This window comes from Leptospiraceae bacterium (genome assembly GCA_024233835.1).
GTDB lineage: Bacteria > Spirochaetota > Leptospiria > Leptospirales > Leptospiraceae > JACKPC01.
The window spans coordinates 106,041-129,166 of sequence record JACKPC010000002.1; the positions used below are offsets into that span (position 1 = coordinate 106,041).

Sequence of the window (23,126 nt, forward strand, 5' to 3'; positions counted from 1 at the left end):
AACTTTTTATCAGAAAGTATCTCATAAAATCAGTATTTTATTTAAAACAATATATTTCTTCCTTGTCATATACCTGTTTTTCAAAATATTGATTTCATGAAGATCTCTCAGACATTTCAAATTCCCTTTCCTATAAATAAAGTTTATGAGCTATTTACTAACCAGGAACATTTACTTCAAAGGTATGAACACGCTAAATGCAGTAATGTTGAATTCCTATACTATGGTAATAAAGAACAGGTTTTCAGAATTCAAAGCAAAAGACTTATTCCCTCTACTCCCCCTGCCTTATTAAAAAATTTCGTAAAAAGCACAACAAGCTTAATTCAAATAGATGATTGGATTCTCGAAGAAAAGGATGAAAAGCGTGGAAACTATGAGGTAGAAATGGAAGGCTTACCCGTCCATATAAAAGGAGAATTATTCCTTTTAAACAACATGGAAGGAAAAGAAACCGAATACAAGATCAATGCAGAAATAAATATTTCGATTCCTTTAATCGGCAATACCATCGCCTCTCAGGTAGCAAGCGATACAAAAAAAACATGGCAGCATGATGTAGATTTCCTGATAGAAGTCTTAACCAATACCCTTCTTTCTTAGTTTAAGTTTTTAAAGAAGGTCTTAAAACAAAGTGATTATGGGATCTATAAAATAACAGGAATCCGTACAAAATCGTCATAAGAACCAGGGCTCCGTGGTAACCTAATTCTTGATAGTAGTTTTCCCTGAGATCAAAATAAAAGTCTGATACATCTACCTCAAATGCATAGTTATAAAATCGTATCAAATCAAAAATTAAAACCTGGTATATAAAAAATACAAAAGCCCATATAAGAAGACCATAATGTAACAGGATTCCAATAATCCCCCGGCCTTCTTTCCATTCTCTACTCATAAACTTCTGGTATATCGGCAGCAAAATGGCGATTCTCCAGGATAGTCTCTCTGTCCAATGACACCATTCTGCATAAGGATTGATAATTCCTCTACCAAATCCGTAATCAACCATATCTGTTAAAAAAAGGAAATGAAAAATACTAAAAAGGCAAAGAGCCTGTTGGATACGTGTTCCATAAGACCGCTTACTTAATTGGAATAAAATGGCAAAATATGCTACATATAAAAATGGTAATATACTCCATATTAATAAAAAGATTACTGATCCCACATTATTTCCTACACCCGCAGGAACAAAAACCGGCATGTTAAACTCTTTCAGTCCGAGAGTAAACATTTTTTCTGAAAATTCTTCCGGTTTAAAAACTAAACCCAATAAAGCTCCCAGCTTAATAAACATTCTATGCCAATACGGCCAGCAATCTTTAGCTGAATTATAATTATATAAAGAGCAGGCCAGATTACAGGTGAAAGCAAGTAACTCAAATCTGTAAAGGGATGTTTTAGGTAAAATTTTTGAATCTAATAGGTTTACCTCCAGGTTTCGAGGAGGAAGAATAAAAACAAGTACAGAAATTAAAAGGATTAGAACTAAGTATATATATCCTCCCGGACTTATTAGATAAACAGAAAAGGGTAATAAAGCTATACTTAAGATAGAGATGAACTTAAACCACCATTTCTGATAGCTAAAGAATAGTTGAAACAAAATAAATAAAAACCCCACCTGTGCTGCGTTCCAGATAGTTTGTCCAAGCACTATCCCTACAGGCCCATCCTCAGCTCCCAATTTTTCTCCGGGAAAAAGTGTAAGAAGGAAACTGAGAAGTGATAAGAGTATAGTTATAGCGGCTATTTTACGAACGGGAAGAATAAAGTGGAATAATTTGATCATTATTTCCTGTATAAGATTTCCTGATTTATTTTGTCAATAAAACAAGTTATCCCTGAAAATAATTATTATGGGGAACTACGAAAAATAAAAAAGCCACCTGATGGTGGCTTTGATATGATTGCTTAAATTCTGGCAGCGTCCTACTCTCCCATGCAGCGAACCACATAGTACCATTGGCGATGAAGGGCTTGACTTCTGTGTTCGGGATGGGAACAGGTATTTCCCCTTCTCCAAAACCACCAGAATGATTACAGTCTATAAACCCACCTTTTTTAGTCAAGTTAAATTCTAAAAAATAATTCTTAATTATAAAAAATTTCAATATTTTCATAGACCTTCGATTGCATCCAGACTTGACAGATTTATTTAGATTCCTTATCAGGTTAGCTATGGATACAAAAAAAGAAATCATGGAATTTTTCTTCAGTCTACCCTTTGCCCTATTTCATTCGTTATATAGCGTTCTCATTACCGGTTTAATCGGATACCTTTTAAAGAATGAATTAAAAGAACTCCTGCTTATTTTGAATGTTATCATTTTCGGATTTCTCTTTTTTCTTTTTGCGATACCCTCCTTGCCCTACATCATGGCTATGAAAACCCAGAGTCTCGGTCTTCCAAAGCTTATTTACGGACTGGAACTCGTATTGCTTCCCTTTTTGTACTTCCGCTTTTTAAAAGGGTTTTACTTCAAAAAAAATTAGGTCCTGTAAAAATATCAGAAAGACCTGTATAAAAAAATGATACCCTTTTTCTAAGAGTGTTAGAAACTGGGTTCTGTTTGATTTAGGAGGAGAATATGATAGCCCCGAATACCCCGGTTGAAGAAATCGATAGAATTTATGCACTTCAAAAAAAACATAAACCTGTAGTAGCCAGAACCAGTTACAGGGAGAGAGTTGAAAAACTACAAAAACTTCTGGATACTGTTAGAGATAGAACTCGCGAAATTCATGAAGCAATTTATAAAGATTTTCGCAAAGTAGCCCAGGAAGCAGATATAACAGAAGTTATACCCGTTATCGGTGAATTAAACGACGCTATTAAAAATCTAAAAGATTGGATGAGTCCAAAATCTGTGGATACTCCCCTTCCCCTTTTGGGCTCGCAGAGTAAAGTCTATTTTGAACCCAAAGGACAGGCCCTGATTATCGCCCCCTGGAATTATCCCTTCAATCTTTCCATTTCCCCTATCATTGGAGCCATTGCAGCAGGTAATACTATGATTGTAAAACCTTCTGAATATGCAGCCCATACCTCTGCCCTCTTAAAAGACCTGTTAAAAATCTTTCCGGAGGAAGAAGTAGCTGTAATTGAAGGAGACGCATCCGTTTCCGGTCATTTGCTCAGCTTACGATATGACCACATCTTCTTTACCGGAAGTGTAGAAGTAGGTCGAATCGTTATGCAGGCAGCAGCTAAATATTTAACTCCTGTAACCCTGGAGCTGGGCGGCAAATCACCGGTTATCGTAGATGAATACTGCGATTTTAAAGAAATGGTGAAAAAAATATGCTGGGGCAAATTCATTAACTGCGGCCAAACCTGTGTAGCACCTGACTATATACTCCTACCTAAAAACAAGCTGGATGATTTCAGAAACCTCATTCGAACAACCCTTACAGAAGTCTATGGCAAAGAAGGAGAACGTCATCTCTCTCCTGATTATGCAAGGCTGATAAATGAAAGACAATTTAATCGGATCCAGGGACTCCTTAATGAAGCTTTAGAAAAAGGAGCGGAGATAATCGCCGGTGGACAAACCCTGGCAGAAGAAAAATTTGTTTCACCGACCGTTCTTTACAATGCACCGGCGGACAGTAGAATTATGAATGAAGAGATTTTTGGTCCCCTACTTCCCGTAGTTCTTTATGAAACTATAGATGAGGCACTGGAATACGTTAACCGAAAAGAAAAACCCCTGGCCCTGTATATATTTAGTAACCGAGAATATACCATTCAGAAAGTACTTCAGGAAACTTCAGCCGGTGGAACCTGTATTAACGATGTAGTAATTCATCTGGTAAATCCAGACTTACCATTTGGCGGAGTGGGTGAAAGTGGAATGGGCAACTACCACGGGTATTACAGCTTTAGAGCCTTTTCACACGAAAGAGCTGTTTTACGTCAATCCAGCCCTGTGAATACCATTCAACTTCTGTATCCACCTTATAAGGCTACCATAAAAATTCTTGCCAAGGATGTAATAAAAAACCTGGTATAATCAGTGAATCAACCGGGTATCCTGATTGAATCCTCTTATATTCAAGAGAAAGTTTCTTCTCTCGGTAAACAAATTACAGAAGATTACCGGGGGAAAGAACTTCTACTTATCGGAGTTCTGAAAGGAAGTTTCATCTTTTTGGCCGACCTTGCACGAAAAATAAAACTCGAACATAAAATTGATTTCTTACGAGCTGCTTCTTACGGAAACAGTACCCGATCTTCCGAAATTCTGGATCTCAATTTCCTCATGAAAGAAAGCATTGAAGGAAAACATGTTCTGCTGGTTGAAGATATTGTTGATACCGGAAAAACTTTAAATAAGATCTACGAAAGTTTATTTTCCCAAAAACCTGCCTCTTTAAAGCTAAGTGCTCTTCTGGTAAAAGAAAAGGTTCATCGCTTTGCCTATCCGATTGATTATCCGGGATTTTTTATAGAAGATCATTTTGTTGTAGGCTATGGACTGGACTTTGCGGAAAAATATCGACACCTTGATTATATAGGAATCCTTGATGAAAATGAAAATCCTCATCCTTCTTAGTTTCATTTACCTTTTTTTTACCTGCCTGCCACAGGGAGGAGGAGATAAAAAGAAGCTCAAACCAGAGAAACCCATAGAAACCGGTCTCAATGAGGATTTTTTAAACTGGAATGAAAATGTATTTCGAAATTATTTTCACTCAGAAGAGTCACGCAAAGAAAGCATGGAAGCTTTACACAGACGCTGCTGGGATGTAGACGATGCACATTCCTGCTATAATCTCTCTATTTTACACTACTATTTTTTAAAGCAGGCAGAACCTGCTCTTCCTCTCATTCGCAAAGCTATCAGCTTAAAACCGGATGATGAGTTATATAGAGATTTATTTCAGAAACTGGCCGTAGCCAACCATAAAGAAGAATTAATACAGGAGATCTATCCAAGGCATAAACTGAGTGTTTACCATTACACGAAGGCCATTGAATACTGCCGCTCCGGAGAATGCAAAAAGGCAGAAAGCCACATTCAATATCTTATAACAGAGAAAATTCTTACTGAAGATATACTGAACTCCGGAGTCTTTGAAACCTGTTTTAAGTCCGAAGAACTTAAACACCTCAAAGAACTCAAAAAAAATCCTGTGGACTATGTACGATTTCTGGAAACAGAGAAGAATAAAACCCAGACTTTTTATAGTATCTGGGATACTCTATACTATACCCGAAACCAGAAACTTATCCTGCAAGAAAGTTTAAAGTCTCCATTAAGCGTATATTGGAGAGATGTGCAGAGAGGCATCAAATCTAATAACTATACAATGGCGAAAAATAGCCTGGATAAATTTATCAGTCACAATCGTACACAGCAGCGTTCAGATAAAAGAAACTACTACCTGTATCTTGCCTTAGAAAAAGCGGCTATTTTCTTAATCCGGGAAGATCCCTTTTTTAAGAATTTTCGCCATTTAGAGAAAGAGTTTTGAGATAGGCTTTCACAGAAGCATCCAGACCCACTTCCAGTGCGTAAGAAATCAAACGATGTCCGATAGAAACTTCTTCGAGGCCGGGAAGAGTGGCAAATAAATGTAGATTCAGATGATCCAGATCGTGACCTGCATTGATTCCGAGACCGAGTTCTTTCGCTTCTCTGGCAGTTTGCAGATAAGTTTGAAAGATCTCGAAAGCCTTTTCTCTTCCACCCAGATCATACAATTCCGCAAAAGGACCGGTATATAATTCAATCCTATCCGCTCCCAGTTCCTTAGCCAGATAAAGGTTTTCGACACCGGCATCCACAAAAAGAGAGACTCGAATCCCCTTTTCTTTCAACTTCTCAATAGCCGGTTTTAGTTTTTCCTTATCTTTCTTAAACTGAAAACCATGATCGGAGGTTATTTCCCCCGGAGTAACCGGCACTAATGTAGCCTGTTCTGGTAATACCTCAAGACATATATCAATAAAACGTTTTTCCGGTTCTCCTTCGAGGTTATATTCTACATCTACATTTCCATGAGAATTATACATCTCTAAAAAATCTTTCAGGTTAAATACATCTTCTTTTCGGATATGTCTCTCATCCTCTCTCGGATGAACCGTAATCCCATGAGCTCCCGCTCGAAGAGCAAGACCGGAAAAATAGAGGAGATCGGGTATGGCACCACCCCGCGAATTACGCAGGGTAGCAATTTTATTGACATTGACACTCAAATGTATCATTTTTTAATAAAGTTCCATTTGCTTTTTTTCTTTCTCAGCTTTATGAGTTTCATACTTATATAAAATATGCTCTAATTTGTAAGAGGATTCAATCATATTGAGTTCGATTTTTTTAAGGATTTTTACCCGGTTTTCATAGTCAAAATAGTCCAGATCGGTAATGTAATTATGGGAAGTACCATCTGTATAGATAATGGTTCTTTTATAGTCTTCGGGATAAAATAAAAGCTTTTTATTTTCATATTCCCAGCTTATATTCAGATAACTTTCCTTATAAACAATTTCAATTTCTTTAACTTTTTCACCTTCAAATTTTAAAACGGTATACCGACTATTGATTAATTTTTTATGTGCCTTAACACTATTGAGCTCTGGAGCTGTTTTGTGCTTTAATAAGACGACGTTCGCATAATCCTTATCAAAAAGAATGAGCCTTGAGTGTACTTTCTCAATAAAAGCGATTTTTGATTGAATTCGCTGTAAAATGGCATCCATTTCTTTCTGGGCTTTTTGTTTGGTGACCTCATCTGCGACAACGAGTCCACCACTGGTCTCAGCAAATAGACCGGAACCCCACAAAGAAAGCATAAAAACTAAAACTTTTAACAACATAAGCTACTCCTATTAAACGGTTTTTAGCCAGACAGGCCTTGAAGAATCCAGAGTATTAGTACATAGAACGAAAAAAATTTCCACAGCTTTTTTTATTTTATAAAAAAATTATTTATAAAATTCGTCTTCAATACATTCTTCTTCGAGTCCCAACTGCTCCTCAAGGGTTTTCTCTACAAATAAAAGGTCAATAAATGACAGGTTGTTAGAAGGCTTTTCCTGGAATGGGACTTCCCAGAGACCGATAACCGTCCATTCTTCCGTGTTTTTGGAAAAGGGGTTTTTGCGGGAAAAAAAGCCCATTTGGAATAGTAATCCTTTTAGTCCTCCTGGATATTGCACAGACCTGTGTGTAAGAAGACTGAGCCAGATATGTCCTTCGTCAAGCCGGTTTACCCGGATGTACCGAATTTTATCCACAGGAATCTCCATTTTAGCTCCGAAAAGCCAATCAATGAATAAAGGATACTGCATTCTGATCATCAGGCTTTTTCGATTTACCAGAAGACTATATCTTTTCATATGCAAGAGGAAAATTAGTAAAACAATAGATAGAAAAATACTAACAAAGACCAGAGCAATCATTCCAAAAATAATACCTACTTCATCGTCTTTTGTATCGATAAAGGCGGAATACAGAAAATACACAGGAAAACCAAAAAAAATATAAAAAATAGTAAAGAGAATAAAGCTGGTTCCGAAATTCCCTGGTTTTTTAATCTGAATTTCCATGCCCTCCATTTCACTTTTTAATTCAACAAACTTTGAAGGCATGTAGGTTTTGGCTCCCGCTAAATTCCTCATCGTGTCTTTATTTTCTACACTGAGACCGAAGCCCGAAAAGTCTTTCATATTCCAGTTTATAAAACTCTGAAGTTTCTTTGCTTGTTCCTGAAATAGATCTGCATCCAAAAAGGAATCCAACCAGAATTGAGCCCCATCTCTCTTGATTAAGAAAATCTGGTAGCTATCATAGGCTGTCCTACTCTTCCCTTCCGTATATTTGATTTCTTTAATAAGCTCAATGTGAGAAAAGTTTTCGTATTCCAGTTGTATTTTATAATCCTCTTCTTTATAATACTCTAAAGTCTTATCCTGGTTATCCAGAACAACCACGGAGTCATAGTTTATAACTTTACGGTTTACAAAGACGGAGATAAACACCAGACCGAATACAAAGAAAAAAGAAGTTAAGAAAAGATCCGGGTAATTTCCTTTTTCCCAGTTCGAATATAAAAAGAGAGAAGATACAGAAGAGATGCTTAAACCAAAAAGAAACAGGAAAAAATATATACAACCATAGCCTTTTCCTGTAGCAATAATTTTGAGTCGATTTTCTGAAATTTCCCAGATATTCATTTCCGGCTCTTATACATTTAAACGATGCAAAACTTCCAATCCATTCAAAGTTAATAAGGGATCGATAATATCAAATACATCTCCATCGGTAGAAGAATGTATGGTCGTTACCAAACCTCCTGTTCCGATAACCCTATAATTGGAACCGTATTCTTTTTTTATCTCCATAATAATATTTTTTAATAGACCCACCCAACCGTAATAAAATCCGGCCTGTAAGGACTCTAGGGTAGAATCTCCTAAAACCTGCTTGGGAGTCTGGAAAACAATAGGGGGAAGTTGTGCCGTTTTTCTATGCAGGGTTTCCATAGAGATTTTCAAGCCCGGTGCTATGACTCCTCCGAGGTATTCGTTTTTATCATTCACCACGCAAAACGTAGTGGCGGTACCCATATCAATGATGATAGAATTTCCGGGAAAGTATTCTACAGCCGCCGCGGCATTGACAAGCCTGTCGGCTCCTATTTCGAAAGGTCTTTGATAAAGAATTTTAAATGGAAGTTTCATTTCATAGTGAACTTTCATAGGATGCACAGAAAACCAGTCTTCCAGCATTCTTTCTAATATAGGATTAAAACCTGGGACTACACTGGAATAAATAGCATGTCCGATTTCTCCTTCTTTGATACCACCTGAATCCAGGAAACCTTTCAGGAAAAGACCTAATTCATCGGAAGTTCTATCTCTTCGGGTTACCGTTCTCCTGTGAAACATGGGCTCTTTATCTCCCGGTCTATGCACGCCTATTACCGTATTGGTATTACCTACATCAACAATTAAAAGTTTGTCTGTCAACTTAACACCTCAAATTCTGGCATAGTATCCATGAGAATTTCTTTTTGTCCAGCACTTTCTACAATCAAAAAACCTGCTTTTGTATAGCCTTTCACCTTTGCCTCGGAAAGGAGTCCATTTAACTTATACCTTACACTTTTACCTGTAAGATAGGATCTTTCATAAATTTCAGATAAGATATTCAGACTCTCCGTGTTCTCATATAATAAGAGAGTAGCTCGATTTAAATAGTCTATAAGAGTTTTGTAAAATGTCTCTTTCCAGGCATCAAAAGGCGGCTCTGTTAATAAATAGGTCGCATTCCCCGTATTCTCAGTCAAAATCTTTCCGTAAATATTTATGCCTATACCCATGATTATAGTATACTGTTTATGTTGTAAGGAAGAATCGATTAATATTCCGGCCAGCTTCTTTTTCCCTGAATAAATATCGTTTGGCCATTTGAGACTTAAGGTCTCATTTTTTCCAAATACTTCTTCAATGCAAAGAAGGGTATAATATCCTACAAGTAAGGGAAAAATACTTAATGGCTGAAGCGGATTTTCGATACGTATTTTACCGGAAAAGATTACTTTTTCATCTCCTTCACTGTGCCAGGTTTTACTCCCCCTGCCCCTTCCTGCAGTCTGTTCATCTGCAATAACCCAGGAACCCGCTTCAACAGAATTCTCTGCTGCATACTTCGAAGTAGAATCGACTGTATGAAGCTTTATTTTTTTTGAATATTCTAATAACTGTAAATTCATTTATTCCCAGATTCTATCCCACCATTTCTTTCTTGGATAGGAAGAAGAATTCAGGTTCATACGATTTCTAATATCCTGTATATCCCAGCCTGTAAGATGAGAGAGGTTTTGAGCCCGTTTTTCCTGTCTTCCCTGCAAATTAGAAAAATAACGTTCCGCTTCGGAACAGGCAGAAGCGCTTCCTGTCCAGGGGTGTTGCAAAATATATCTTCCCTGGAAATTAGAACGATCCGAAGTTTCCTGAAACATCAGGTCTTCCGGAAAGGTTTCCGGCGTATAACGAACATGAAGACGGGTAACCAGGACATTCTGAGCTCCACCATATTGCTCGTTTCCATCCAGCCAGAATACACCCAGAGATTTTAACTCTTCTTTACTCAATGGATCCGCTGCACAGGGGTCACACCAATTCATATCCCAGAAATATTCTGTAAAAACAACTCGGTAGTTTTCTTTTTCTACCTGTTTTGAAAACATGTCCTTGTAAAACTTACCGAACTCTGTTTTAATATAGGCAGGAATTTCTAGATTAGAGGGAAGCTTTACTGTCCTATAATTACTGGTTTCTACCCTTCCATTCCGACTGAGTACATAAAGCAATAGCTCTTGAGGTCCTTTTGCATTGACCATACCCAGACGAATCGGTAACATAAACTTCTCAGATTCATAAGCAAATTGTAGGGGACGCAAAAATTGCAAACCTGTTTTCGTCTGTTCTTTCAGGTTAACTTTCGCTACAAAAAACTTGAGGTTTTGCTGTATATAAGGCTTTAATGCCTTGCTTGCTCCCTCCGGTATTTTATACCCATTTGTATGAAGCCAGGTTTCAAGTCCGCTAGAATACTTCGCAGAAAGAATCAGTATATCGTATTCCCCCACTAAATATTTGGCTTCTACTTTCACTCCGAGGTCTTTCTTTTTTCTGGATCCTCCACCGAAATCATCATTGACAGCACCCTCTGTTCGCATATCCCTTTCTTCTTCATACTTTCTTTGACAGGGATCTTCATCGAAATACTCTACCAGTCTCGGAGCAGTATAGGCATCCAGATGGTCAAATACAGCCTGATTTCCCACATTAATCTGCTCCCGTTTTAAAACCACAGGAACCGGAATTACAATAGCAAAATCCTTCAATTCTCCCTTGTAGTCATTCATCATACCGACTACTGTTTTATTCCCATTACGAACCAGCACGACTTTGGATGCTTCATTAAACAACTTTGCATCTGCTTTCGCCACATAGAAACCGCAAAAAGAAGATAGTTCTTCCTGGAATAAACCGAGTATTCCCAAAAGTAGGAATATAGAAATAAACCCTTTTTTTCTAAGCATTCTTAAACCCCTTTATGAACAGTAAGGTCGGATACCAAACCTGCCCATTCAAATTTTTCATATTTAAAATAAGTATCTAAGAGAGGAACCAGAGGACTGGCAAAAAGTAAGGCATATAGGAGGTTATGATAAAAATAAAAATAATATTGCCAGATAAAAGCGATAAGAGCCACAATGCCTGTGTGAATCAATCTTCCGGAAGGATGATCGGGGGAGGTTTTCGGATCGGTTATCATGAAAAAACTGAATAACAACAGAGAACCGCTTTTGAACTGGTGAAACCATACATCCCAGTGATAACCGAGGTATAAAACACGTATAGCCAAAAGCCCGAAATAAAAACCTATAAAACTCAAACCTATCCAGAGAGTTCTAGAACGAGCCGTTACAATAAAACCAAATATGAGTAGCCAGAATAGTACAGCGAGGTCATACCCCCATTGTCCGGGTGAAATCCAGGAAGCGGGCAGGAGATTCATAGCAAATAAAACAGCAAACATCGCCGGATTTAAGAGATGCTTCCCACGAAAACGAATTAAGAACTTACTGCTAATCGCAAGAAAAATGGCCAGAGGATGAACCCAGATGTGGTTAGAACGAAGCAATAAGGATATTCCAAAACAGGTTATAACAGCACTTAAATAACCCACATTTTTTATTCTAAAAATACGAATAAACATAGCCTGGCTCAAGATTCCAAATACAAAAGTTAGAGCAACTTGCAAGGGAACAATGGAAAAATCCCGGAATAAAGCTCCTCCCATCAAGAGACTTGCCATTAAGAATATATGAATATACCGAATATCATATATATAAAACATCTCCCTCCAACTGCGTTTTGCAGTTGGAAGCTTTTCTTTAGAAATGAGGTCTGTCAAACTTATTCCCAGATCCTTTCATACCATTTCTTCTTAGAAATAGGTTTCTCACCGAGATTCATTTTCTTTCGTATCTCGTTTATATCCCAACCTGTGAGCATAGAAAGGTTCTGCGCCCTTCCTTCCCTTAATGTATAAAGGTTATCAAAATATAGCCTCGCTTCCGAACAGGCATTCGGACTTCCCTTCCAGGGATGGCGAACAATGTAGCGACCCTGAAAATTGGCTGTATCGGAGGTTTCTTGAAACATCAGGTCTTCCGGAAAAGTTTTATTATTATAACGCAGATGTAGCCTTGTCACCTTTACATTACTTCCACCAAAGCCTTTGTTCTCCTGCTCATTCAACCAGAACACTCCGAGAGATTTTAGTTCCTGTTGACTCAAAGGGTTTGCGGCGCAGGGGTCGCACCAGCCCATGTCCCAGAAATATTCAGTAAATACAACCCGGTAATTCTCCTTTTTCACCTGTCTTGTAAACATATCCCGATAAAAATCTTTGAATTCCTGGATCACAAATTCAGGAACTTCTACATCGGAAGGCAGCTTTACCGTCCGATAATTGGTAGTTTCTACCCGACCTTTCTTGGTAAGCACATAGACTAAAAGCTCCTGTTCCCCTTTTGCGTTAATCATACCCAGACGAATCGGAAGCAGGAACTTCTCGGATTCATAGGCAAATTGCAAAGGACGAAGAAATTGTAAGCCGGTCTTCAACTGCTCTTTCAGATTGACTTTTGCTACGAAAAACTTCATCTTCTGGCGAATATAGGGTTGTAGGGCCTTACTCGCTCCCTCAGGAATCCTGTATCCATTCTGACGAAGCCAGGTTTCGAGTCCATTGGAGTATTTGGCAGACAGGATTTTAATATCGTACTCGCCTACGGTATAACTGGCCTCTACTTTTACACCCAGACCTTTCGGACTTTTAGGTGTTTCTGAACTACTTTCCTTAACACTTTCTTGCTTCACAACACCATCTTCATTTTCATAGAGCCGATAGCAGGGATCAGAGTCATGGTATTCTACAAGCCTCGGAGCTGTAAAGGCATCGAGATGGTCAAAAACCCCGGATTCTCCTACGTTGATCTGCTTTCTGGTAAGCACAACCGGAACAGGAACCACAAGGGCAAAGTCTTTTAGCTCTCCCTTATAGTCGTTCATCATACTGACAACGGTCCGGTTTTCATCACGAACCAGCACCACCCTCGAAGCACTATTATAGAGGCTGGCATCGGCTTTTGCGACAAAGAAACCACAAAAAGCAAAAAGGACAGAACTACTGCTAAAAGAAATAAACAGGAAAAAAATAAAAAATCGTAACATATTCACTTACTCCCAGATCCTTTCATACCATTTCTTAGCGGGTATCTTACTATATTGTTCAAAGTTCATTTTTTTTCTAATGCTTTGCAGATTCCATCCGGTTAGATCGGCGAGGTTTTTAGCTCTAGTTTCTTCTCTTGTTTGTAAATTCCTGAAATAGTTTCTGGCTTCCGAGCAGGCATTCGGACTTCCCTTCCAGGGATGATTTACAATGTAACGACCCTGAAAATTGGCTGTATCGGAGGTTTCTTGAAACATCAGGTCTTCCGGAAAAGTTTTATTATTATAACGCAGATGTAGCCTTGTCACCTTTACATTACTTCCACCAAAGCCCTGATTCCCCTCTTCATTCAACCAGAACACTCCGAGAGATTTTAGTTCCTGTTGACTCAAAGGGTCTGCGGCGCAGGGGTCACACCAGCCCATATCCCAGAAATATTCAGTAAATACAACCCGGTAATTCTCCTTTTTCACCTGCTTAGTAAACATATCCCGATAAAAATCTTTGAATTCCTGAATAACAAATTCCGGAACTTCTACATCGGAAGGCAGCTTTACCGTCCGATAATTGGTAGTTTCTACCCGACCTTTCTTGGTAAGCACATAGACTAAAAGCTCCTGTTCCCCTTTTGCGTTAATCATACCCAGACGAATCGGAAGCAGGAACTTCTCGGATTCATAGGCAAATTGCAAAGGACGAAGAAATTGTAAGCCGGTCTTCAACTGCTCTTTCAGATTGACTTTTGCTACGAAAAACTTCATCTTCTGGCGAATATAGGGTTGTAGGGCCTTACTCGCTCCCTTAGGAATCCTGTATCCATTCTGACGAAGCCAGGTTTCGAGTCCATTGGAGTATTTGGCAGACAGGATTTTAATATCGTACTCGCCTACGGTATAACTGGCCTCTACTTTTACACCCAGGCCTCCCTTCGTTCCGGAAGCATTACCGGCAGGAGCCGGAGAATAGGTTTTCTTCTCCATCATCTCCAGAGTCGGAGTCGTATAACAGGGGTCAGAGTCGTGGTATTCCACAAGTCTCGGAGCTGTAAAGGCATCGAGATGGTCAAAGACTTTCGATTCTCCTACGTTGATCTGCTTTCTGGTAAGCACAACCGGAACGGGAACGACAAGGGCAAAGTCTTTTAGCTCTCCTTTATAGTCATTCATCATGCTGACAACGGTTCGGTTTTCGTCCCGGACCAACACCACCCTAGAAGCACTGTTATAGAGGCTGGCATCGGCTTTTGCGACAAAGAAACCACAAAAGGAACTGAGTTCAAAAGAAAAAATCAGGATAGAAAGAACAGCGAATAGGTAAAAGACTCTTTTTTTCATGTAGTACTCCGAGAGAAAGATCGTGAAATCAGGATAAGGCTATTCAGCCATTTCCCATTTGTCAAACGGATAATCGCAAAAGAAGGTTTTTAAATCAGGAAATTGTGGATGTAAAAAAGAAGGAAATGTTTTATAAACCCTAAGGGGCTGTCTTATAAGGGAATTTCTTTTTTTCCTAAAAAACTAACATAGAAAAATAAGGACATCAATCCCAAAAGTATAAAGGATTCAAAAAAAGTTTGTATATAAAGATTATGTGAAACCAGCACATCTACAGGATAAAATATTAGATAGAAAATTACGGCAAGAAAACCAAGGTGAAGTAAAGAATATTGTTTATTTCTTTCATAAAGAACAAAAAGAAGCACAACAGAAGGAAACAAAAATACCAGATGATGATACCAGGTCATAGGACTTAAAATGATCAATAGTATATTTAATTGAATAATTAGAATTTCCTCTCTTCCCGAAACATTCTTCATGCGAAAGTAAACAAATAAGGAAAAGAGCAATAATACAATACCACATATATAATGCACATACGACAGATGGGGAAAATCCCAGGGTAAGACCTTATAAACAAAGGCCTTCAAGGAATGGTTTCCCGAACCTATAACGGTAACCGTTCCCATAATGGCTTTTTCGCCGAAACTTATGTTGGGTAAATTCTTAAAAAAATGTATCCAATTTGTTATCCCCTTAAAAAACAAAGTAGGAATAATAATTACCACAGAACTCAAAAAAGTATAAAGTAAAAATCGAAATTCTTTTTTCAGAAAGAAGTATACTAAAAACAAAGCCGGACTCATCTTAATCAAGATAGAGAATGCCATACAAGAGGAAGCTAAAATAGGAGAATCCTTATATTTAAAAATGGCAATAGTGAATAAACCCAAAACTATACCATTCACCTGGGACCAGTATAAAGAATTATTCATTGGCATCACAAAGAATAAGAGAAGGAGGAAAAACATAACTGAAGTTTTAGATTGTAAATTTATCTTCTCATCACTTAACTTTTCGATGGCTACTACTAAAGCAAGGAAGTAAAAGGCATATAAGAGAAAATGCCAGACAGGAAAAGCGATTAATTTTGAAATAAGGGTTAAGGGATAGATATAAAAGGCTAAAACCGGGGGATATAAATACGGAAAAACAAAAGCCCGGTTGAGAGCTATCGGGTTAAGGCCGGTTGCCGCCTGCAACTCTTTTGCAAAAGGCAAGAAGTCCGGTTTTAACATCGGCATCTTCTCCATCATTTTCTTTGTAAGCATAGAATGTAATGGAAGGTCTTCTCCTACGGTATGAAATTCGTAAATACGATTTGTAAAAACGTTTTTTGCCGCGTAATAATAAGAATCAAAATCACGATAATCATAAGAAGGATGATTTAGTAGGGTAACAAACTGTACGAGGAAGTATCCAAGAACGATGAAAAGATATACCTTCAAAAATGTGGATTCAATTAATAGCTGTTTTAGTTTATTCATCAGGAAGATAGGTGTAAAAATATAGTTTACTTATTTCAGATCTGCAAATTACCCTGCTACTATGATTCAATATGTCAACTTATTTTTTATAGTACTGCTTATATTTTCCTGTAAAAAGGAAGATAAAAGTAAGATACAATTAGAGAATTTAAGGAAGGAAAGTTACAATACAAGCCTAAAGCATCAGGCACATATTATTGAGCTTTCTTCTAAATTTATGGAACGTACAGTAACGATAGAAGAAAGGGACTCTATAGACAAGGAAAAATACACCGTTTTAGGAACCGGCTTTTTTATAAATAACGAAGGCCACATTCTTACCTGCTATCACGTAGTCAGGAACAAAACAAAGGTATGGATCAATTTAGGTGGAACCCAGAAGCACCTTCAGGCAAAAGTCATAGGTGACGATTATAAATACGATTTAGCCCTCCTGAAAGCAGAGTTCGAAGATCCAATTCCCACCAAGATTCCTCATATAACGATTCCGTATGAAGAGTTTCCCGCAAGAGGAACTGAGTATATTTCCTTTGGAGCCTCTCACGGTCGTAGAGATACTCTTATCAAAGGATATGTTGCTAATATTGTAAATAAAGGAATTGCCGATGACAGACCTGAGGAATACTACCTGCAATTAAGTGAGCCGGTCTTATCAGGAAGTTCGGGTGGGCCTGTAATAGACCTATCCGGTAAACTTATAGGTATGAATCGATTTACCTACTCCTTAGGAGGAAAGGGAACCTTCGGACCGGGTTTTGCGATTCCTACAGATATACTTTATAACTTTGTTAAAAACCAGAAAGAAGTTGTTTCTGTAAAAACCAAGGCTATGCGTGGAATTATAGAAATTCCTTTTACAACTATGTATCTGGTAAAAAAACTTAACCTTCCGGATATGGCAGGTGTAATCGTCAGTTACCCGGAAAAAGACTCAGCAGCCGAAAAAGCCGGCATCAAGCGCTATGACTATATCACGCATCTCAACGGCAAACAAATACACGGTTTTTTTGAATTCTTTGAAGACATGAAAAAAATAGATAAAAAAGAAGATATAACTTTCAGTATTATTAGAGAAGGAAAGAAGCTGGAAATTACAATAAAAGGAGAAAAAGAATAAGCCCTAAGGCTTATTCTTCCCCTGACAACCGGTTTAAACCGGTTGTCAAACGGATGCCTCAAAGGTCTTAGAAATTAATAGTTTCTGTTAAGTTAAGGGGTGAACCTGCAAAAGTTCCGGAAATACTCAGAGTAGAAGTTCCGGTTACTTTACTCGCTGTATATGTATACTTACCTCCCTCATAAGAGGTACCATAATCGTAATCAAAACTATAGGTTTGTTTGTAAGTAACATCCATAGGAGAATCAACGTTTTCAATTTTCAAATCTGTAGATTTACTGCTTGCAGTAGTTGTTCCGCTTGATTTGCCAACATTTGTAGTTTTTGAAGTGTAGGTAGTTCCACTTTGAGTAGAAGTGTAAGTTGTAGTAGAACTCATTGAACCTGTTGAATTAGAAGTAGCTGTAAGAGTACCTGAATTCATAGTAGTTCCCAAAGAAGGAGTATACAACATATTCAGAAAACCAGCATACTGTTTTATCTCATCACAGGAATACTCGGCCATGCTTTTTGAATATAAAGTTTTCAATATTTTGTAAAATTTAACCATTACACTCGGATCCTGAACCAGCATTCCATAATTGGAGAATTTCAAAGTAGCAGAAAAATCACTAGAAACTCCTAAAGAAAACTGTGAATCATAACCGCCGCTGGTATTCTGAGTAGACTTGTTTAACATAGTTTGGCTAAGTGTAAGCTTTCCATCGGTAATGTCTATAGTCCCCTGTTTACCGGTTTGTGTATAAACTTTTACCGGATCAAATGTACAGCCGGAATAGTTTGGATTTGTAGCAAACGCTGAATAAACTGCCTTCTTCATATAGTCACCTGCTGCTTCTGTTTGGGTATAGCTGACTCCGTCCTGAGTTCCGGAAAAAGTAGCTGTAAACTTGGTCGTTGTTCCTTTAGTAGGATCAATAGTAACTGATCCATCAGAATAGGAACCACTTAGAGCAGAAAGATGGGTATTGCTGGTTTTCTTAGGAGTTTGAGCCTTAGCAGCCATTTTCTCTAACAGTTTATTAGTAAAAAACTTACGAACTGCTTCTCTGGAATAGTACGGGTCACGACCATTTTTCATGATATCAGCTACCAGGTTGTAAAATTTTCCCTGGTTCTTCAGATTATCCAGTTGAGCAGAAAAACTACCAGCAGAAGTAGCTGATGATGAAATCGAAGTGGAAATCGAAGTGGAAACAGAAGTGGAAACACTACTTGCTACAGAAGTACTGGTAGCGGCTACTGTGTTCTTCTGGGTTTCCTGGGCTGCTGTCAGGGTGCCGGCTGAGCTACCTGCATTACTGGCCATAGCCAGAAGTAGGGCTGTTTGCTGGTCTTTATTATCATCATCTTTCTTACAATGAATGAGGCCTGCAACCAGTAAGGAAACAGTAATTAAACGAGTCAATTGTTTCATAAAAGAAATCTCCAAAAAATATTTCACCCTGAACCCAAGCCTTGTCAGGCAAAGATACAGTGAGAATATGGACATGTTCTAAAGAACTGAAAAAAAAAGGCAAGTTTTTTTTAAAAAATAATTTTATTATTAAAATTTTTGTATCCCATCATTTATTCGGGGCAAAAGAAAGCGATCCACCGATGGGACGCTTTCTGGAGACTTTCTTCTTGATTTTTTGAGGAGATTCATTTTTTCACACTACTTTTTGACGATTTACCTAAGAATTCATAATAAATAAATAAGAATCTATAAGTTCATCACTAAAAAAATGTCGGCGCCTTGCCTGTTCTGTAGTGTAAAGTACAAAAATCCCCCTGGAACTCGCACAGAGTTCCTTTTTTTCGTTATACAAATAGGCTTCCACAACAGCTTTTCTCGGATTCAACATGCGTTTGATTCTACCCTGTGAATAAGAAACCCGACCTGTAAAAATGGGTTTTATGAAATTCACCTTCATCGACTGTGTCAAAATAAAGCGCTTTAAAAGATAGATAGAAGACCAACTCATTGTCTCATCGAGAATAGTAGATATGATTCCTCCATGGACAATATCGTCCCAGCCACAGAGATGCTCAGGTATTCGAAACTCCGAAACAACACTCTCTCCATTTGTAAAAAAAACCATTTTTAAACCTGCAGAGTTCATAGGACTACAGGCAAAACATTTATGATTCTCGCGATTCGGGATTTTTTGCAAGTTTTGTATATCTTCCGGTAGTTTCATTTTCTTATAGGACTTCCATCTATGGGTAATTCTTTAACCAGACCGGTTTTTAAGTCATAGACCCAGGCGTGAATGATTGGATAGGAATATTTTTCAATAGACTCCTTTACCACCGGAACCTGTTTTAAATGCTTCGTTTGCTCGATTACATTTAGTTCCACGATTCTACGGCTTCTTTCATTTTCATCTTTTATTGTATTGATATATTCTAATTTATCTTCATACATTTTCCGAATAGGCTGCACCCATTTTTCAACAACCCCGGTACAACCGGTAACAGCAGCATGTACACCACCGCAGTTGTAATGACCGAGAATAATAATTTGTCTCACTTTTAGTACACCTACACTATATTCCAAAATTGACATGAGGTTTGTATCATCAAGACGAACCAGGTTGGAAATATTCCTATGAACAAAAATGTGACCCGGGTCAGCCTTAGTCAGCATGTTTATCGGAACTCGACTATCGGAACAACCGATAATTAAGAAATCAGGATTTTGCCCTGCTGCTAACTTCTCAAAGAAAGAGGAGTCTTCCTGTAATTTCTCCCAGGCCCAGTCTTCATTGTCTTCCAAAAGACGATTGTACATGATCTCATCTTTTCCCTGTTTTAACGAAGTATCGAGGTGAATATTTTTTAATCCGATAATACTCAGGGTAATATTTCGAATTTTGGCCTGCCTGTGAAAATTCAGGAACAGTTCTTCTATATCATGATGAATGTAAATACTACGTCTTCCGTCTATAATCACTTTACAATTATCCGGAATTTGTTTCAAGGTTTCCCAGATTCTGGCCCTGTGCAGAAAGGTTAAATTTTCCCCGAGAAAAATTTTAATCGATCTATCAGTACGAAGTACCTTAATGATAGGAGAAGAAAACACATCTTTCAGGATAAAAAAGAAAGCAAATAAAGAACCTATGACGATCCCGATTAATAGATCGGTAAGAACAATAGCGAGTGCTGTCACCACAAAAGGAATAAACTGAATGTGACCCTGTTTAAAAAGCTCTCTATAAATAGAAGGACGGGTGAGTTTAAAACCGGTATAACACAAAATAGCTGCAAGGGTTGCCAGGGGAATTTTATTTAATAGAGATGGAATAGCAATTATAGAAAGGAGGAGTAGTATTCCATGAAAAATTGTAGAATACTTGGTTCTTCCCCCCGCATTCATATTGACAGAACTTCGAACAATTACAGAAGTAATCGGGAGACCACCCAGCAAACCGCTTAAAGTATTACCTACTCCCTGAGCCAATAATTCTCGGTTGACAGGTGTGGTTCTTTTCTCAGGATCCAGATTATCCACCGCTTCTATAGAAAGAAGAGTTTCGATAGAAGCCACTATGGCTATAGTAATTCCAAGCTTATAGGTAGCCAGGTTTTTTAGTGCATTAAAATCAGGGAAGTGCAAGAATTCTTTTACTTCAAAAGGATGTTGCAGAATTGGAATATTAACAAGGTGCGTTTTATCTAAAGTATAAACCGGCAGATAAAGTCTGTAAAACTCATTTATAAGAATTCCGAGTAAAACAATCAGAAGAGAACCCGGGATAAATCGAAATTTATGGTGCAAATGTTTCTCCCAGTAAACAAGACCGAATAAAGATAAAACGCCTATCAGCACAACACCCGGATTAATATGAGTGAGAGAGTGAAAGAAAAGAGTTATCGTGTTGGTTTCTTTATTACCTGAATCATCGAGATCCTGGGGAGTAAGACTAAATTCCGATACTCCAAATTGTTCTATATCATAACCTAAAACGTGAGGAAATTGCTTGAGTATGAGTATGATACCGATGGCAGCTAAAAGCCCTTTGATAACAGAATTTGGTATGTAATCGCTGATAATACCGGCTTTTAAAAAACCGAATATAATTTGAACGATACCCCCAATCATCACTGCGGCTAAAAATGCTTCAAAGGTTTTCAGTTCGGCAATTCCTGATATTACAATGGCCGTTAGACCGGCAGCCGGTCCGCTAACGCTTAAACTTGAACCACTGAGAATACCTACTACGATTCCTCCCAGAATCCCGGCTATCACTCCTGAAATAAGGGGGGCACCTGAAGCGTGTGCGATACCGAGACATAAGGGAATCGCTACTAAAAAGACAGCTATAGATGCGGAAATATCTCGAAGTCCGGGTTTTGTCAGTGGTTTTTTTAAGAATTTCATAGGTAGGAAACAGGCTAAAAATTTCAGTATCCCTATCAAGTATAAAAAAGTCTTTTTCGTGTGATTTTTTACATAGTATTTAAAAGCTCAAGACTGTAAATTCTCAGCACCATTAACTATTTGGTTACATGTGATAAACCGTTCTCATAACTCCTGATTTTTTTCCGGAAGAGAATTAGCATAATCGGCATGATAAGAACTTCGAACCAGGGGACCGGATTCTACATGCAGAAAACCTAATTGAAGAGAAAACTCTTTCAGCTCTACAAATACTTCCGGTTTGATATACTCTACAAGCGGATGATGGGTTTTCGTGGGCTGTAAATACTGACCGAGGGTTAAAATTTCAGTTCCTGCCATTCGTAAATCATGGATACATTCTTTTACTTCTCCTATGGTTTCTCCCATGCCCAGCATAATTCCTGACTTGGTTCGAAATCCCTGAGATTTCGCATTTTCGAGAACTTTAAGAGAAAGGTGATAATCTTTTTGGGGTGCTATGTGGCTAAATAAACTTTTCACAGTTTCGATGTTGTGGTTAATGATATCGGGCTTAGAAGCGTATAAAATATCTAAGGCAGACTGCTTGCCTTTAAAATCGGGTATAAGAACTTCCACCTTAGCCTTCGGAAGAAGGGTTTTTATAGACTCGATAGTCCTTGCAAAATGAGAAGCTCCTCCATCTTCCAGGTCATCACGATTCACTGAAGTAAGAACAATATAGCGAAGTCCGAGTAGCTTAGCGGATTCAGCAACTTTTTGAGGTTCCTCTAAGTCAAGAGCTAATGGTTTACCTGAAGCCACATCACAATAGCGACACTTTCGGGTGCAAATATCTCCGGCAATCATATAGGTGGCGGCTTTTCTGGACCAACACTGATTTAAGTTAGGACAGGAAGCACTTTCACAAACGGTGTGCAATGTCCTTGTATCAAGAGTGTTTCTCACTGTTCGAACTTCATCATTTTCTACCGGAAAACGAAGCCGAACCTTTAACCAATCCGGCTTGTCCGGAATAGCTGTATTATTACCTGTTCTGGGTTTTTTCTTCAGAGGATTCATAGACTTTCTTATATATCCTTTTCTAAAGGGTATATTGTCCTTTATACGGGTCAATCTAATTTTTTATATAAATTTCACACTTTGTTTCATCACCCACCAAATAGACTTTATCCGAATTGTAATTCATCCGAATGCATTCAACTAGTGGAAAAACAAAATAAATAGGTGCACTAAATCCATCTTTATAGTCCAACAGAGTATCGAGGTTATTTTCAAATTTCATATTCTGAAGGGATGCTAAACTGATACTATTCTTTGAACCTGTTGAATAAGCCCAGATAAAGCGTAAGAAATTTACTTTGGGAATAAGGGGGTCTGTTTTCTCCATAGAACCTACAAACAAGCAATTCTCTAATTCTTCGGGAGCTAAACTTTCTACTTCCTCAATAAAATTTACAAAGGAATCTCCCAATTGATGCAATCTTTCATCCATAGGAATAGAGGGTTTATCTAAAAAAGTAAAGGGTATTTTTTCACTCATACAGG

22 protein-coding genes and 1 rRNA gene are annotated in these 23,126 nt (G+C 38.0%); 6 read left to right on the forward strand and 17 right to left on the reverse strand.

Annotation, left to right across the window (positions count from 1 at the left end; genetic code table 11):
• Positions 1-96: 96 nt before the first annotated feature.
• Positions 97-603, forward strand: a complete 507-nt coding sequence (locus H7A25_09725) for a DUF2505 domain-containing protein (GenBank protein ID MCP5500169.1) — start codon at positions 97-99, stop codon at positions 601-603.
• Position 604: 1 nt separating this feature from the next.
• Here the strand turns inward: H7A25_09725 and H7A25_09730 are convergent, their stop codons facing one another.
• Together H7A25_09730 and rrf are read right to left on the reverse strand one after the other, a co-directional pair.
• Positions 605-1,795, reverse strand: coding sequence for a hypothetical protein (locus H7A25_09730; GenBank protein ID MCP5500170.1), 1,191 nt, complete (start codon positions 1,793-1,795; stop codon positions 605-607).
• A 127-nt stretch (positions 1,796-1,922) separates the two neighbouring features.
• Positions 1,923-2,039, reverse strand: a 5S ribosomal RNA gene (rrf, locus tag H7A25_09735).
• A 145-nt stretch (positions 2,040-2,184) separates the two neighbouring features.
• Between rrf and H7A25_09740 the strand changes: the two genes are divergently transcribed.
• The 4 genes from H7A25_09740 (at position 2,185) to H7A25_09755 (ending at position 5,484) form a co-directional block, all read left to right on the forward strand.
• Positions 2,185-2,499 (forward strand): hypothetical protein, encoded by a 315-nt coding sequence (locus H7A25_09740; protein ID MCP5500171.1) that lies wholly within the window; start codon positions 2,185-2,187, stop codon positions 2,497-2,499.
• A gap of 95 nt (positions 2,500-2,594) precedes the next feature.
• Positions 2,595-4,019 carry an aldehyde dehydrogenase family protein gene (locus H7A25_09745; protein MCP5500172.1) on the forward strand — a complete coding sequence of 475 codons (1,425 nt, stop codon included), beginning with the start codon at positions 2,595-2,597 and terminating at the stop codon, positions 4,017-4,019.
• A gap of 3 nt (positions 4,020-4,022) precedes the next feature.
• A complete protein-coding gene (gene hpt, locus H7A25_09750; GenBank protein ID MCP5500173.1) occupies positions 4,023-4,562 on the forward strand; it encodes a hypoxanthine phosphoribosyltransferase in 540 nt (179 codons plus the stop codon).
• Complete coding sequence (locus H7A25_09755) at positions 4,534-5,484, forward strand: hypothetical protein (protein ID MCP5500174.1); 951 nt, start codon at positions 4,534-4,536, stop codon at positions 5,482-5,484. The genes hpt and H7A25_09755 overlap by 29 nt, the downstream gene beginning before the upstream one ends.
• Here the strand turns inward: H7A25_09755 and H7A25_09760 are convergent.
• The 10 genes from H7A25_09760 to H7A25_09805 all read right to left on the reverse strand — a co-directional run bounded on the left by H7A25_09760 (position 5,450) and on the right by H7A25_09805 (position 16,092).
• Complete coding sequence (locus tag H7A25_09760; protein MCP5500175.1) at positions 5,450-6,217, reverse strand: pyridoxine 5'-phosphate synthase; 768 nt, start codon at positions 6,215-6,217, stop codon at positions 5,450-5,452. The genes H7A25_09755 and H7A25_09760 overlap by 35 nt on opposite strands.
• A gap of 3 nt (positions 6,218-6,220) precedes the next feature.
• On the reverse strand, positions 6,221-6,829 hold the full coding sequence (locus tag H7A25_09765) for a hypothetical protein (GenBank protein ID MCP5500176.1): 609 nt from the start codon (positions 6,827-6,829) through the stop codon (positions 6,221-6,223).
• Positions 6,830-6,937: 108 nt separating this feature from the next.
• On the reverse strand, positions 6,938-8,188 hold the full coding sequence (locus tag H7A25_09770) for a hypothetical protein (protein ID MCP5500177.1): 1,251 nt from the start codon (positions 8,186-8,188) through the stop codon (positions 6,938-6,940).
• Positions 8,189-8,197: 9 nt separating this feature from the next.
• Positions 8,198-8,983, reverse strand: coding sequence for a type III pantothenate kinase (locus tag H7A25_09775; protein MCP5500178.1), 786 nt, complete (start codon positions 8,981-8,983; stop codon positions 8,198-8,200).
• Positions 8,980-9,729, reverse strand: coding sequence for a biotin--[acetyl-CoA-carboxylase] ligase (locus tag H7A25_09780; GenBank protein ID MCP5500179.1), 750 nt, complete (start codon positions 9,727-9,729; stop codon positions 8,980-8,982). The genes H7A25_09775 and H7A25_09780 overlap by 4 nt, the downstream gene beginning before the upstream one ends.
• Positions 9,730-11,064 (reverse strand): DUF2330 domain-containing protein, encoded by a 1,335-nt coding sequence (locus H7A25_09785; protein MCP5500180.1) that lies wholly within the window; start codon positions 11,062-11,064, stop codon positions 9,730-9,732. It abuts the gene before it with no gap.
• Between the two features lie 2 nt (positions 11,065-11,066).
• Positions 11,067-11,942 (reverse strand): RnfABCDGE type electron transport complex subunit D, encoded by an 876-nt coding sequence (locus H7A25_09790; protein MCP5500181.1) that lies wholly within the window; start codon positions 11,940-11,942, stop codon positions 11,067-11,069.
• A gap of 2 nt (positions 11,943-11,944) precedes the next feature.
• Positions 11,945-13,267, reverse strand: a complete 1,323-nt coding sequence (locus H7A25_09795; protein MCP5500182.1) for a DUF2330 domain-containing protein — start codon at positions 13,265-13,267, stop codon at positions 11,945-11,947.
• A gap of 6 nt (positions 13,268-13,273) precedes the next feature.
• Positions 13,274-14,602, reverse strand: coding sequence for a DUF2330 domain-containing protein (locus H7A25_09800; GenBank protein MCP5500183.1), 1,329 nt, complete (start codon positions 14,600-14,602; stop codon positions 13,274-13,276).
• A 152-nt stretch (positions 14,603-14,754) separates the two neighbouring features.
• Positions 14,755-16,092: a DUF2029 domain-containing protein gene (locus tag H7A25_09805; protein MCP5500184.1), complete on the reverse strand. Its 1,338-nt coding sequence runs from the start codon at positions 16,090-16,092 to the stop codon at positions 14,755-14,757.
• Between the two features lie 61 nt (positions 16,093-16,153).
• Between H7A25_09805 and H7A25_09810 the strand changes: the two genes are divergently transcribed.
• Positions 16,154-17,209: a serine protease gene (locus H7A25_09810; GenBank protein ID MCP5500185.1), complete on the forward strand. Its 1,056-nt coding sequence runs from the start codon at positions 16,154-16,156 to the stop codon at positions 17,207-17,209.
• A 67-nt stretch (positions 17,210-17,276) separates the two neighbouring features.
• Here H7A25_09810 and H7A25_09815 read toward each other — a convergent pair whose 3' ends face one another.
• The 5 genes from H7A25_09815 to H7A25_09835 all read right to left on the reverse strand — a co-directional run bounded on the left by H7A25_09815 (position 17,277) and on the right by H7A25_09835 (position 23,121).
• Positions 17,277-18,626 (reverse strand): hypothetical protein, encoded by a 1,350-nt coding sequence (locus H7A25_09815; GenBank protein ID MCP5500186.1) that lies wholly within the window; start codon positions 18,624-18,626, stop codon positions 17,277-17,279.
• 259 nt (positions 18,627-18,885) lie between these two features.
• On the reverse strand, positions 18,886-19,392 hold the full coding sequence (locus H7A25_09820; protein ID MCP5500187.1) for a PaaI family thioesterase: 507 nt from the start codon (positions 19,390-19,392) through the stop codon (positions 18,886-18,888).
• Positions 19,389-21,578 (reverse strand): sulfate permease, encoded by a 2,190-nt coding sequence (locus H7A25_09825; GenBank protein MCP5500188.1) that lies wholly within the window; start codon positions 21,576-21,578, stop codon positions 19,389-19,391. Before H7A25_09825 ends, H7A25_09820 begins: the two co-directional genes overlap by 4 nt.
• A gap of 144 nt (positions 21,579-21,722) precedes the next feature.
• Entirely contained in the window at positions 21,723-22,640 is a 918-nt protein-coding gene (gene lipA, locus H7A25_09830) for a lipoyl synthase (GenBank protein ID MCP5500189.1), read from the reverse strand.
• Positions 22,641-22,695: 55 nt separating this feature from the next.
• A complete protein-coding gene (locus H7A25_09835; GenBank protein ID MCP5500190.1) occupies positions 22,696-23,121 on the reverse strand; it encodes a hypothetical protein in 426 nt (141 codons plus the stop codon).
• Positions 23,122-23,126 lie beyond the last annotated feature (5 nt).